The 13,471-nt window shown below is 57.3% G+C and carries 13 protein-coding genes; 4 read left to right on the forward strand and 9 right to left on the reverse strand.

The genetic code is table 11. From position 1 onward, the window contains the following. Positions 1 to 8: 8 nt before the first annotated feature. From flgG to AN476_RS00820, 4 genes are read left to right on the forward strand one after another with little or no spacing between them, the layout of a single operon-like run. A complete protein-coding gene (gene flgG, locus AN476_RS00805) occupies positions 9 to 794 on the forward strand; it encodes a flagellar basal-body rod protein FlgG (RefSeq protein ID WP_054458593.1) in 786 nt (261 codons plus the stop codon). Beyond that, a complete protein-coding gene (gene flgA, locus AN476_RS00810; RefSeq protein ID WP_054458596.1) occupies positions 794 to 1,210 on the forward strand; it encodes a flagellar basal body P-ring formation chaperone FlgA in 417 nt (138 codons plus the stop codon). The genes flgG and flgA overlap by 1 nt, the downstream gene beginning before the upstream one ends. After that, positions 1,210 to 1,950, forward strand: coding sequence for a flagellar basal body L-ring protein FlgH (flgH, locus tag AN476_RS00815; RefSeq protein ID WP_054458597.1), 741 nt, complete (start codon positions 1,210 to 1,212; stop codon positions 1,948 to 1,950). Before flgA ends, flgH begins: the two co-directional genes overlap by 1 nt. An 8-nt stretch (positions 1,951 to 1,958) precedes the next feature. Continuing rightward, positions 1,959 to 2,486, forward strand: a complete 528-nt coding sequence (locus AN476_RS00820; RefSeq protein WP_054458599.1) for a flagellar basal body-associated FliL family protein — start codon at positions 1,959 to 1,961, stop codon at positions 2,484 to 2,486. Between the two features lie 1,084 nt (positions 2,487 to 3,570). Here the strand turns inward: AN476_RS00820 and AN476_RS00830 are convergent. The 9 genes from AN476_RS00830 to fliL all read right to left on the reverse strand — a co-directional run bounded on the left by AN476_RS00830 (position 3,571) and on the right by fliL (position 13,436). After that, positions 3,571 to 3,978 (reverse strand): hypothetical protein, encoded by a 408-nt coding sequence (locus AN476_RS00830; RefSeq protein WP_054458603.1) that lies wholly within the window; start codon positions 3,976 to 3,978, stop codon positions 3,571 to 3,573. Then, a complete protein-coding gene (locus AN476_RS00835; RefSeq protein ID WP_054458605.1) occupies positions 3,978 to 5,060 on the reverse strand; it encodes a flagellar biosynthesis protein FlhB in 1,083 nt (360 codons plus the stop codon). The genes AN476_RS00830 and AN476_RS00835 overlap by 1 nt, the downstream gene beginning before the upstream one ends. After that, positions 5,057 to 5,836, reverse strand: coding sequence for a flagellar biosynthetic protein FliR (locus tag AN476_RS00840; RefSeq protein ID WP_054458607.1), 780 nt, complete (start codon positions 5,834 to 5,836; stop codon positions 5,057 to 5,059). Before AN476_RS00840 ends, AN476_RS00835 begins: the two co-directional genes overlap by 4 nt. Beyond that, positions 5,833 to 7,866 carry a flagellar biosynthesis protein FlhA gene (flhA, locus tag AN476_RS00845; protein ID WP_371257264.1) on the reverse strand — a complete coding sequence of 678 codons (2,034 nt, stop codon included), beginning with the start codon at positions 7,864 to 7,866 and terminating at the stop codon, positions 5,833 to 5,835. The genes AN476_RS00840 and flhA overlap by 4 nt, the downstream gene beginning before the upstream one ends. Before the next feature lie 423 nt (positions 7,867 to 8,289). Next, positions 8,290 to 10,863, reverse strand: coding sequence for a hypothetical protein (locus tag AN476_RS00850; protein ID WP_172684782.1), 2,574 nt, complete (start codon positions 10,861 to 10,863; stop codon positions 8,290 to 8,292). Continuing rightward, on the reverse strand, positions 10,860 to 11,729 hold the full coding sequence (gene motA, locus AN476_RS00855) for a flagellar motor stator protein MotA (RefSeq protein ID WP_054458609.1): 870 nt from the start codon (positions 11,727 to 11,729) through the stop codon (positions 10,860 to 10,862). The genes AN476_RS00850 and motA overlap by 4 nt, the downstream gene beginning before the upstream one ends. Before the next feature lie 76 nt (positions 11,730 to 11,805). Beyond that, the gene (locus AN476_RS00860) at positions 11,806 to 12,435 is read right to left on the reverse strand and encodes a MotE family protein (RefSeq protein WP_054458612.1); all 630 of its coding nucleotides are present in this window, start codon (positions 12,433 to 12,435) and stop codon (positions 11,806 to 11,808) included. Beyond that, positions 12,435 to 12,902 carry a hypothetical protein gene (locus tag AN476_RS00865; protein ID WP_054458614.1) on the reverse strand — a complete coding sequence of 156 codons (468 nt, stop codon included), beginning with the start codon at positions 12,900 to 12,902 and terminating at the stop codon, positions 12,435 to 12,437. Before AN476_RS00865 ends, AN476_RS00860 begins: the two co-directional genes overlap by 1 nt. Before the next feature lie 9 nt (positions 12,903 to 12,911). Beyond that, entirely contained in the window at positions 12,912 to 13,436 is a 525-nt protein-coding gene (gene fliL / locus AN476_RS00870) for a flagellar basal body-associated protein FliL (protein ID WP_054458616.1), read from the reverse strand. Positions 13,437 to 13,471: the final 35 nt, after the last annotated feature.

The raw sequence follows: 13,471 nt of genomic DNA on the forward strand, positions 1-13,471 counted from the left end.
GACCACCGATGCGTGCCCTTAAAATCGCTGCAACCGGTATGAGCGCTCAGCAACTGCGTGTTGAAACCATCGCGAACAACTTGGCCAACATGAACACCACGGCCTATAATCCACGTCGCGCTGAATTTGCCGATCTGCACTATCAGCAGGTGACCCGTGCGGGTACGGTGAATGCCTCGGATGGGACCATTCTGCCAACCGGTGTTCAGGTTGGTCTGGGTGTGCGCCCGGCCGCCATTTCGGTGCATCTTCAACAGGGCGCGTTGGAACAAACAGGCAGCGATCTGGATGTGGCCATCGAAGGCAAAGGTTATCTGGAAGTCACCCTGCCATCGGGGCAAAGCGGCTATACCCGTGATGGTGCGCTGAAACGCTCCGCCGAGGGGCTGATTGTCACCTCGGATGGATTGGCCGTGGCGCCGGATGTGACCATTCCGGACGACGCGCTGAGCATTTCGATCAACGCATCGGGCGAAATCTACGCCTATTTTGACGAAACCGCCGAAGGCCAGCTTTTGGGCCAGTTCAACCTGGCCAGCTTTACCAATCCCAAGGGGCTGGAAGCCATTGGCGGCAATCTCTTTGTCGAGACCGAAGCCTCAGGGGCGCCGAATGTTTCCACCGCCGGGGAAGATGGGCTGGGCACTTTCCGCCAGGGCTATCTCGAAGGCAGCTCCGTCGATTCGGTCCGCGAAGTCACCGAGCTGATCGAGGCCCAGCGTGGCTATGAAATGAACTCGAAAGTCATCTCGGCCGTCGACCAGATGATGTCGGCCACCACACAGATCCGCTAATGAAACATATTCTCGCCCTTCTCATCGCAGTGACAGCCCAGACCGCCTGGGCCGAAATCCTGGTGCCCACGCGGACGATCCGGGCCAAGGAAATCATCCTCGCCACCGATCTGACCTTCAAACAGGTCAATGTGGCTGGCGCCCTGTCAGATGCAAACGAAGTGGTGGGAATGGAAGCCCGTGTGCCGCTCTATCCCGGTCGCCCCATGCGTCCCAGCGATATCGGCCCCCCCGCGATTATCGACCGCAACGACCTTGTCTCGCTCAGGTTTCGCCGCAATGGGCTGACCATAGTGGCCGAAGGCCGTGCTCTGGGGCGGGGCTCGGAAGGGGAATGGATCAAGGTCATGAATTTGGCATCACGGAACACCGTGTCCGGGCGTGTAAACGCTGACGGGTCAGTAGAGGTAAAATAATGAACACTAAATCGATTGCCACCAAACTTGCACTGACTGGCCTGGTCCTGCTGGGGGCCTGCGCCCGCATGGATCATATCGGCAAACCACCGACGCTGTCAGAATCCACGCAATCCCCGGAACATGTTGCTATGCTGTGGCAGGGCCTGCCGACCGAGATCCAAAACCAGCGCGCCGTGGATGGCTCCTCCCTTTGGAGCGGCTCACAGAACTCTCTTTTGGGCGATCGTCGCGCGGTCAACAGGGGCGATATCCTGACCGTCGTAATCGAATTCGACGAAGAGGCCGAGATCTCCAACGGCACCAGCCGCTCGCGCTCAAGCGCGGAGAGCATGGGCGTCCCCCAGCTCTTTGGCGTACCACAACGCATTGACGAAAAACTCCCCGAAGGCGCCTCGATGGCGACGGCCGTGGATCTGACCGGCGCCAGCAGCTCCAAAGGCAACGGATCGGTCAAACGCAACGAAAAACTGGAAATGCGCGTCGCTGCCACGGTGGTGGATGTGCTGCCCAACGGGGTGCTTGCCATCAGCGGCAAACAGGAAGTTCGGGTAAACTTTGAGCTACGTGAACTGCTGGTTTCGGGCTATGTGCGGCCACAGGACATCAGCCGCCAGAACCAGATCACCTATGATAAAATCGCCTCGGCGCGTATCTCCTATGGTGGCCGTGGACAAATCACCGATGTGCAACAACCGCGATACGGCCAGCAAGTGCTGGACGCGATCCTACCATTCTGAGGTGAGCCATGATCGCTAAACTACTCCCCGTCATATTGCTGATTATCGGAACCGGAGCCGGGATTGGGGCGGGCATCATGCTTGCCCCCGCCCCGGAGCCCAAGGCCGAACATGCCGCTGGCGACGAAATGGGCGATGACATTGATCACGCCGATGAAGAAGAGGCCCTCGCCGAAAACGAAATGGGCGAGGACGTGTTGGAAGGCGACCCGACCCGCGAATATGTCAAGATCGCCAATCAGTTTGTCATCCCCGTGGTGGAGCGTGAAAACCTGTCTTCGCTGGTGGTGATCGCGCTCAGCCTCGAGGCCAAGGTTGGCATGAGCGACAAGATCCATCTCTATGAACCCAAGCTGCGCGATGCCTTTTTGCAGGTGCTATTTGACCACGCCAATATGGGCGGGTTCCGCGGCGCCTTTACCCGCTCTGATGTGTTGAACCCTCTGCGCACGGCGCTGCGAGAAGCCGCGCAAAAGGAACTGGGCAAGGGCATCTATGATGTGCTCATCGTCGAGATTTCGCGCCAGGACGTCTAAAGTCTCAAGTTGAAATTCTGAATACTTTTCCGGGCCCGCTCTCGTGAGCGGGCCCGTTTTTTAGGATCTGCGACCATCTGATCCTGTGACATCCCTTTGACCGGAATGGCGCCTTGCTCTGTTCCCTCGAGCCCGAGAGCAGCCATTCCTCACCCTTTGCGTCCTTTTTCCCTAAAGTAGATATTCAGGGTGCTGCCCTTAAACCGCAGGACAAAGCCGCCGTTTGGGGGCAGTACCCAATGACAGCTTTCAGTAAATGACTGATGACAATAGAGCCGATTTCAATTTGCGTTTCGCGACCAGTACGTCTCAGCCGCGGCCGAACATTCGTTGTCGAACCAGCACGCTTGACTGTCTAAATTGTGCGATTGCGCGACTGCGGCACCGGCCACCATCAAGTCGTCAACGCCCGACACACTGATGAAGAACTGCTGACCGTTCAACTTAACAGCCTCTCCAACAGACAGTAGTCTACCTTTTGCCCCTCCAGGAAAAACAGGTTGCCCTTCGTTGCCCAACCGTCGGCGCAGCTCTCCAATTTTCTGATCTAGTTCATCTCGCTCGAATGTGTGTCCAACAGCGCAAGCAACGACGGACTCGTAAGATCGGCCAGATATTACGAGACGAACGGTTCTAACATCGTCACTAGAAATGGCATTTTGCCGTCGAGGATTGATTACAACGCTTGGTTCGAAATGGAGGTGCTTTGCCAGAAGGAACACGAACTGAGAATTGAGAGCACCCACATTCGAACAAATGATATCAACACTCTCGGCCCGGCTACTCGTTGTAGCGAATGCCAAAAATAGAATCGCTACAAAGCCCGTGCACAATCCTTTGAACATTTCACCAGCCTACGATATCGCATCAATTTCCCAGAACTTATTGGTATGTAAAAAATTTCTATATTTTGCGCAAGACGTGAGCCGTCATTCGCTGCAAACTCCTGGACTGGTAAGTCTGGGCTCATAGCCGCCTTTCGCTGTGCATAGGATAAAATCCTGCGTTTGCTGATCATTGCGCCCACCTTTTACCCTGGCAGCATTACGAAGGATCTGCCTACAGCCTCGCAGGGGCGCGCTGTCTAAATACGGCTGAGCAGCTGCTCTTCCAGGGTTTTTGCCTTTGCCGCCTTGCGGCGCAGTTTTTCAGCTTTTTCCATATCACTCACCGCCGTCTTGCGGCCAAAGGTCTTGCGCAGCCGGTCCATCGCCATCAGCTTCCGAGCAGTGACCTGCGCCAGTTGCATGTTGAGGTTGCGTCGGGTGTTCAGATGCCAGCCTTCCCACAACAGATCCGCCCCAAGCGCCTTCATGGGCATATCGCCGTCTGCCTCTGTACGTGCCTCGCGCACCTGCGCCTCGAGCTTGGTCAATTGCCCGCGCAACCGAGCCTCGTGATCCAGGATCGGCTTAATCTTGGCATGTTCTTTTAGGTATTGCGCCTCGGTGACCGCCGCCATCTGCTCCAGCATTGCCAGTTTCTGTTTCATCACAGACCTCCCTTGGCGCGCTCACGCATCTCATCCGCAAAACGGATCGCGGCGGCAACCGGCGCATAATATTCTTCCTCGACCTCGCCGCCGATATCGATGGTGGCATAAAGCGCCCGTGCCGTTGGTGGATCGCTGTGGATCGGAATGGCGTTTTCATTGGCGATCCGGCGGATGGTGGCGGCAACTTCATCAACCCCCTTGGCAACACAGATCGGCGCTGTGCCCGCAGCACCTTCCCATTTCAGCGCCACCGCGTAATGGGTCGGGTTGACGATCACGACACTGGCCTCGGGCACCGAGGACATCATCTGACCCATGGCAATCTCCTGCGCCTTTTGCCGCCGCTTGCCCTTCATATGCGGGTCACCCTCGGCATCCTTGTTCTCGTCCTGGACTTCCTTGCGCGACATCATGTTTTTGCGGCGATGCTCATCATGCTGGAAAATTGCATCCACCACCCCAATGCAGATCGAAATCAGCAGGGCAATTACCAGGAACTCCATCCCCAGCTCGGCCAGCATCTTGATCACCGACGAGGCACCAGTGGCAGCGGAAGCGATCATTTCCGGCATGCGATAGTTGAGATAGACGCCGAGACAGATCGAATAGAGAATCAGCTTAAAGGCACTTTTGCCGAATTCAAACAGCCCGGCACGGCCAAATTTGTTCTTGGCGTTGGAGATCACCGAAATCCGCGACATCTTTGGTTCCAGCTTGGTTGGCGCAAAAACCAGAGCTCTTTGGCCAACAATCGACAACAACACCAAAACAAAAGGGATCATGAATAGAGGAATCAAGGGCCAGACCATGGCTGCAATCATGCCGCCAACGGGAGGCGTGCCATTGCCAGAGAACAGCTGTTTTGCCAACCGATCAGGCTGATCGATGATCGACATCAACACGGTGCCAAATTCGGTCACCATATTATGGCCCGCCGCGTAGAAAGCGACAACCAGCCCCATATAGGCCGCAGCGACGGAAAGGTCGGTCGATTTGGCAACCTCACCTTTATCGCGCGCTTTCTTGAGCTTGGCTTCTGTTGGCTCAAATGACTTGTCTGAATCGTCGTCGTCGCTCATTGCAGGCCACCTCCGGGATCAGAAAAGAAGGCCATCATCTCGCGCAGCCAGGTATCCAGGATCATCGGGCTGGCGACCATCAGAATAAACAACCCGCCAAAGGTAATCACCGGCGCACCCACAAAGAACACCATGAGCTGAGGCATCGCGCGGTTAATCACGCCCAGCGCCAAATTGTAGATCACCGCCGTGATCAGGAAAGGCGCCGCCAGGGTGAAGGCCAGATAGAAGGACTTGGAGATCCGGTGCAGCCCCCACTCGGAAAAGCCTGCAGGCTCAGGATAGGCGCCGACCGGAAAGATCTGGTAGGAATAGATCAGAAACTCCGCCACCCGGACATGCAGCCCCATCATCACGGCCAGCGCCAGACCGGAGACCAGCAGCACACCACCGATCGCAGGCAGCGCATCCGCACCGATACTGCCAAGAACTTGCGACAAGGAGGTGCTTTGTGCTGCAATTGTCCCGGCAATCTGTAGCCCCATGATAAACAGACGCACCGACACCCCCAAAGCCAGGCCGATAATGGCCTCGCTGGCGGCCAGACCGGCAAAATGCAGCGGTGTTGCGGGTTCGGGAAACAAGGACAAGGCCGGTGCCACAACAAAGGTGAAGGCAACGGCGATCCCCAGTTTCACATTCATCGGGACATATTGTTCGCCAAAGGCCGGCAGTACTGCCGTCATGGCGCCGACCCGCAGGAACACGATGGCAAAATGCCAGAAACTCGCCCCTAGAAATGCGCGCAGCTCTGGAGGGAAGTCCAGCGGTGTCATGCCGCGACCATTCCAACAAGCGCAGGGCGAGCCTCTAGGCCGATCTCCTCAAAGGAGAGAACCGGATTGGTGATGCCGCGGGATTTCAGGATAGTGCGCAGGTAGCGCCTGCGCCGGGTTGAGGTCACCACAGCGGCAAAGACACCCTGCTCGGTCACCGTGGTCAGGCGCTCGCTCAGCCCTTCAGCTAGGCGGTTGAACATATCGGGCGGCAGGGCCACGTCAAGATTTCCGGCGCTGACATCCATCTGATAGGTCGAGAAGGTATCTTCCCATTCCGGCGCCAGCTGGATCAGCGGGATGGTCCCGTCTTCGCGCTTCATCTCGGCAACCAACTGGAAACCCAGACGCTGACGCACCTGCTCACAGATCACTTCCGGTTGGGTGGACTGGATACGGGCTTCAGCAATGGCTTCCAGAATCAACGGCAGATTTCGGATCGAAACACGCTCGTCCAGCAACAGACGCAGAACCGAATGCAGAGTATCTAGCGGCACCTTGTCAGGCACCAGATCATCCAGCAGCTTGCGATTGGCTTCGGCGCGGAACTGATCGGTCAGTTCAGTCATTTCATTCAGCAGGCGACGCAGAGATTTGAAGGTCAGCAAACGGGCAAAGTTTTGTTTGATCACTTCCAGCAGATGGGTTGCCAGAATTTCCGGCGGGGTCACAACCGTCGCGCCTGCCAGCACCGCATCCTGTTGCTGAGCCGCATTGATCCAGCGCGCGGGCGCGCCATAAACGGGCTCGGTCACATCGGTTCCAGGTGGCAGGGCCCCATGATTGTCCGGCATCAGGGCCAGCACCATATCAGGGTGAAGAGTGCCACGGACCTGTTCCACCCCCTGAACCTTGACCACATAGGTGCCGCGTTCCAAATCGGCCTGATCGGTCAGGCGGATTTCGGGTAGAATGAGGCCAAAGCTTGTCGCGATATGGGTTCGCATATTGGCAATACGCGCGTCCAGGCCGGTGCCGGCATCCAAGACCATGCTCACCAGATCCGGTGCAAACTCCAGGTGCAGATCGTCCAGGTCCAAAATATCCCCCAGGGCTTTTGCCGGGGTCGGATTGGCGGTTTCTTCCATTTCCTCTTCGATTTCAGCCTCTTCTTCGGCCTTGATCTTTTGCTGAATGCGATAGGCTGCAAACCCCAGCACCCCGCCGCCAATGACAAAGGGCAGGAAGGGGAGGCCAGGAACCAGAGCAAACATAACCATCAGGACCGCAACCGTGGCCAGGGCCGCCGGGTGCTTACCGAACTGATCCATCAAAGCGATATCAGTCGCCCCGGTGGCGCCGCCACGCGCCAGCAACAACGCAGCAGCAATCGAGATGATCACCGATGGAATCTGCGAGACAAGCCCATCGCCGACAGTCAGGATCGCATAGGTCTCAAAGGCGGTGGAGACCGGCATGCCGTGGACCAGAACGCCCATCACCAGGCCCATCACCAAGTTCAATAGGGTGATCAACAGACCTGCAACCGCATCGCCTTTGACGAATTTTGAGGCACCATCCAACGAGCCAAAGAAGGTGGTCTCCTTCTGGTCGTTTTCGCGACGAGCCTTGGCGGTGGCGTGATCAATCGCGCCAGCCGCCATATCGGCATCAATCGCCATCTGTTTGCCGGGCATCCCATCCAGCGCAAAACGCGCCCCAACTTCGGCCATCCGGGCCGCACCCTTGTTGATCACCATGAAGTTCACGATGAGCAAAACACCAAAGGTCACCAAACCCAGAAAAACGCTGCCACTCATGACAAACTGGGCAAAGCCCTGGATCACATTGCCAGCCGCATCGGTGCCGGTGTGGCCCTGGCCGATGATCAGCTTGGTGGAGGAGATGTTCAGCGACAGGCGCAGCATCAAAGAGGCCAGCAGGATCGTCGGAAAGGAGGAGAAATCCAGCGGCCGTTCAATGAACAGGGTGATGGTAAAGATTAGAATCGCTAGGCCAAAGGAGGCGGCGAGACCCACATCAAGTACCCAGGCTGGCATCGGCAGAATCATCATGACGATGATTGCCATCAGAGCCAGCGCCAAAAGCACGGTCGGGCTGAATAGCTGTTGAGCGGTTAATTTAGGCACAAGCATTCTCTTGTTCTGGAGCAATCAGGCTGCTGATTTCGACGTGGAATTTGATGGCAGGCCAAAGCCCCCCACAAAATGGCGGGTCCTGGGCTATGTCGGAGGGGGGCATTGGCGGGGAGCAGGCCGCTGCCCGCTGCCCTGAAACAACAGGGGCAGGCCTATGGTGCAGTGACTGCGACAGGGCGCGGTCCAAAGTTCTGATAGCTAACAGCATTCTGCCTGTCCAATCGCGGATTCATCTAAAATCCAAGGTAGTTTCAGACAGTTGACAAAGTGTTAGCACGGACGGCGAAAGGCCGCCCTGCTGGACGGCCTTGCGGTTATATTTTGAAAGGGTGGGCGAGGTTTGCCCGGAGGTCGTTATTCTTCTGCGGGGGTATTGGCAGTGTCGACCCGGTTGAGCAGATCCAGAATATTGTCGCGGGTGCCGATACTGCTTTCGACCAAAGCACGGGCATGGGCCAGCGGCGTCAAACCTTCGGGATCTTGACTGGTTTCAGAGATCTGGCTGGTCACATTTGCCACCTGCCCAAAGGGGGCATCCTCGGCCGGGGTTATGGTTTCAATCGCTTCCAGATCTTCGGAATGCCAGAACCCGCGCGCAGCCGCGTTCATGTCCTCTTCTTCCAGCATATATTCACCCGAGCGCGCATATTCTCCGTTGCGCCACAGGGCTTCGGCCCGCATCCGGTTGGCGTCAGAGCCATCCAGACCCATTAGCTCAACCAGCGCATTATGGGGTTTGCCCAGCGCCAGCGCGGTTTCAGCCATCATCAGGCGACGGTCCTTATTCTCTGGCTCCAGCGCCAGCTTTTGCAGCAGCGACTGCGCCTGTTCTGCAAAGCCCAGATCCAGCATGCGGCGCGCCATCAGCTCGGCCACCGGGGCAGCTTCGGCGGCACTCGCCTGGCCAGAAAACACCAAACCATACTGCAGGAAGGTCACATCGTCCGCGCGTTCTGTCAGCAGCGTCATCAGTGGATCGACGACCTCGACACGTGCGGCCGGCCCATCCCGCTGAGTGATCTTCTTCAGCTCATCAAAGGCCTGGGTGAACTGGCCGGTCAGTGCCAGAGACATGACCCCGGCCTTGCGCAGCCTCGCGCCCAATTCAGTATCACGGCTTTCCAGTTCATAAGAGGCAATCAACTCCGGCACATCCGGCGACAGAGCCTTGCGCTCATTATAGCTAAGGTCGATCAGATCGATCAAAGCCGTTGGCGCGCTCTCGGTGCGCTCCGCCACCTCGTCGATCAGCTTTTCCGCAACAACTTCAGTATCCCCTTCCAGCTCGGCAATAGCGGCTTCGGCCAGGTTGAGCTCCGGCACAAATTCCATCCCGGTCCGGCTGACCGAGCGCAGAATGGATTCGGCAATGTGAAGATCACCAGAATCAGCAAACATAGAGCTGAGGCGCGGGCCAAAGTTCACCCGAAGATGTACTGGCAATTTGGCAAAGCCCTGCTGGATGGCATCGGTATTTGCGGTCTTGCGAATATTGCCATCCGCCAACACCGACCAAAGCGCCGATTGCCCGTTACAACCCTGCTGGCCCGAAAAGGGGTGATTGATTCCCAGCTCCCGACCATCCATCAGATCCGCCATCGCCAAAAGCGTGGCCTGTTGTTCGGCATCGACCCTGTCCGCAGGCAGCATGGTGAGCATCGCGCGGGCTTCTGCGCCAAACCCAAAATAGAGATACAACTTGGCCAGGGCGCGCACACCCGCCGGATTTACGTCGTCAAATTCGCGCACCAGCGCCCCACGCAGGGGACCAAGCTGATCGGCAAAGGAGCTTTCGTCATTGCCCCATTTTTGAATGGAGATCCGGCGATCCGGGATACAGTGGTCGTCCACATTGCTGTCCGATACCGACCGCGCAATCAGCCCCGTCTCGCGGTCGATAGCCGAGGTCACCGAAATATTGTCCAGCGGATTCAAAGGACGGTCCGCCCGACCCAATAGGTCGAGAGGCCGGGATCCTTCGCCCTCCCGGTCAGATTGCACCACATCCAGCAGACCCTGGTTAGCGGCGCGACCAATTTGCTGCAGCAGGCGATGCTCTGAGGCATTCACCGTTGCCGCCCGCGCGGTCTCATCCATGTTGAGCAACAGGTTGACCTCGGGCAATTCTTGATCGACCTCCGCTGTTTCCTGCTCAGTCACCTCCGCCTCTTGTGCCACTTCCGGCTTCAGAGGAGAGGGGCGCGGGGTCAGGCCAAGTTCAGCCTCCAACCCGGCCGCCAGTACTGCCGCCCCACGCGACCCCAGCTGTGCGGGTTCCGCCAGGCGGGAGGCTTCTGCAGCCATCTGCTGGGAGGTCGGAGCAGGGTCGTGCTCTTGCACCGGCTCGGCCTGCGATCGGCTGACCTGGCCACCCCGATCAGCGTTGATCGCGTTCTTCAGGTCCAAAGCCATACGGGCATCAGCAATGGCACCCTGCGACAGGTTAAAGCGGTAGCCAGAGGTCGCTGGGGCCACGGATGGCTCAGCGGCAGCGGTTTCAACTGGTGACCCAAGCGTCAGGCCACCAAAATTGCCCTGAATAGGATTGGAGGGCGCTGCCGCGCTGCGATTGTCTGTGATGTCGACAACCAGATAGCCATCACTTTGCAGATAGGATTGGATTTCACACTCACAGCCCAGCTCCATCCGCAGGGGCTGACCGGGGCCGCTTTGCGTCAGGCGTTCCAACCGATCACGTGGGATCAGGTCAAAAACTCGCGAGGTGTCAAATACAGCGGTAGACGAATTAATTTTTAGGCTTGCGGCACGCCCAGATTGGTTGAGCGTCCATTGAGCCCCCTCAGGCAGGCGCATGACCAGGCGCGAGAAGCCATCATGCTCACCGGAGCGGGCGACGATGGTCTCGGCCTGGGCAGAGGAGCCCGCCGCCAACGCTGTGGCGGCTATCGCAAATGCGCGCCAAATCATGCTGCGTCCTGTTTTACCGATCTAAGGGCTTCTTCCAGTTCAGAGAAACCGGGGCGAATATGCGAAGGCGTGTTCTGGCGACCAACTTCGATGCAGATGGCGGCCGCGTGGTTATGCAGATTCGCAACCAGCACTTCGCGGATCAATTTGTAGAAATGTGAGTCTTCCTCGGTGATGGTTTTCACCTTGTCGGCAAAGGGGCCGACCAGACCATAGGCCAGGAAAACGCCCAGGAAGGTCCCAACCAGAGCACCACCAATCATCTTACCCAAAACTTCTGGTGGCTGGTCGATCGAAGCCATGGTTTTGATAACACCCAGAACAGCCGCAACAATCCCCAGAGCCGGAAGACCATCCGCCATGGTTTGCAGGGCATGGCTGGAGTGCAGCGCATGGTGGTGATTGGCCTCCATGCGTTTCTCCAGCACCTCTTCGACCTGATGCGGGTCATCATAGTTCATCGAGGCAGAGCGCATGGTGTCGCAGATCAGGTTCACCGCTTCGCTATCCGCCAGGATTTTGGGGTATTTGTTAAAAACGGAGGAGTTCTCCGGGTCCTCGATATGCTGTTCCACTTCGACCGGGTTGGCTCGGGCGATTCGGATCAGCGAGAACAACAGGCACAAAAGGTCCCGATAATCATCGGACTTCCACTTGGCCCCTTTAAAGACCTTACCGAGGTCTTTCAGCGTGTGTTTGATGCCGCCCATATCGTTGCTGATCAGAAAGGCCCCAACCGCGGCTCCACCGATCATCATCATCTCAAAAGGAAGCGATTTAAGGATAATACCCATTTTGCCGCCGGCCAGTAGATACCCACCGAACACCATGACAAAAATTACCAGGATGCCTGCTATTCCGACCATAGGGTCACTCCAAATTTCGTTGCTTTATCTGAGCTTAGGCGAGTCGCATTAAGAAAGCCTGAGCGCGGGTCCCAAGTTATTCCTTGGGAACGCCGCTGTTACGACCAGCCATGACAACGCTGATTGTATAGGCCGCTTCCGGGCTCAGACCGGCCATAATGCCAGCCGCAGCCTCGGGCCGCATACGGGCCAGGAAACCGGCGGCAAAATTGGGATCCATCTCTTCAAACAGAGCTGCTGATTCTTTTGGCTTCATCTGTTCATAAACCGTGGTGAGACGATCTACATCCGCCTCTGTGGCGCCATCGGCCATAGCCAATGTGGTGCGCAGCTCTTCCTCGGCCAATTCCAGTGCCGCCAATTTTCGATCAATGGCTTCATCCGCGATTTCCAGGGCCTTCATGCGATCTTCGATCTCGGCTTCACGCGCTTCCAGGGCCGTTTCGCGTTCCTGAAAAGCCGCCAACATGGCCTGCAATTCCGCAGAAGAGGGCATACCCTCTGTTTGCATCCGCCCTGAATGATTGGGGGCTTCGCCCTCACCGTTTTGCAGGTTGGAGACTTCCCGCGCGATCGCAGGTCCGGCTTCCATGCCCAAACGCACCAGCGCAGAGCCAATCAAGAGCAGCGACAACAAGAGCAAGGCACGGCTGCGGCTGCGACCTGGCTTCTTTTCTTTTTTTGCCTTTGGGTTTTTTGCAGTCATCACGCCACCCGATTCTTGTCGCGGTTATGGCGGACAAACATCACACCCGCCGATTTGTTTGGGTCTTCGACCTGAACTTCGGGCTCGGGGGCTGCTTCGGTCTCATAGGCGACCGCCAGCGCATCGCTTTCCTCTGCGCGTGTGACAGCTGCGCGTGGAGGTTGTGCTGCTTCTGGCGCCACCTCCGGCAGGTCATGCATCGAGGCCATCATCAGTTCCAGTCGCTGCGCCACCGATTCGGCCCGCCCGGTGAGCTGATCCAGCGCCTGGCTGGAGCCCTCTGTGATTTGCCGTGCCGAGGCAAAAGATTTGTTCAGATCCTCAACCTGCGAGGAAAGCACGGCAACGGCTCCGCCGACGCCTTTCTCCAGGTCGTTGAACCGTTTCAGGCGCCGCGAAAGCACCAAACAATAAAAACCAGCCCCGAGGGCCCCTGCTGCAAGCAGGATATCAGCAATAAGGTCCATCCCGTTCTCCTAGTTCAGTACGAATTCCATAATCAGCAAATCACGCACACGCCCCTGACCGGTGGCTATGTTGATTCGCCGCAGCATCTGTGCGCGCAGTTTTGGAAGCGCCATGGGATCAGACAGATCCTCAATTTCCAAAGCGCGAAGATAGCTATTCAGAACATCGACCACACGCGGGAGAACTTTCTCGACCTCGGCCTGGTGGATTTGATCCACCTCGAGGTTTGCGCTGAACCGAAGATGTTTAATGCCGCTGGCTTTGCGCAGCGAAATAACAATCGGTTCCATTTCGATGAAGGCAAGCCCAGCGATATCCTCCGCCGACTCACCACTACCTACGCCTTCTGGCGCTACTTCAGCCGCATGAGTCTCTTCGGACTCTGCGGTTTGACTAAAGGGCAGAAGCCCTGACGAGACTGCAAAAAAACCGCCGCCGCCGCCTGCAATTGCAAGGACGACCCCAATGATGAGGGGCAGTTTGCTTTTTTTGACCGGTGCGTCTTCTTCCGCATTCACTACAGCGTCTGTCATGGCTTTCCCTAAAACGTCGTGCAAAGCCTTCATAA

The organism is Phaeobacter sp. 11ANDIMAR09 (assembly GCF_001294455.1).
Classification (GTDB): domain Bacteria; phylum Pseudomonadota; class Alphaproteobacteria; order Rhodobacterales; family Rhodobacteraceae; genus Pseudophaeobacter.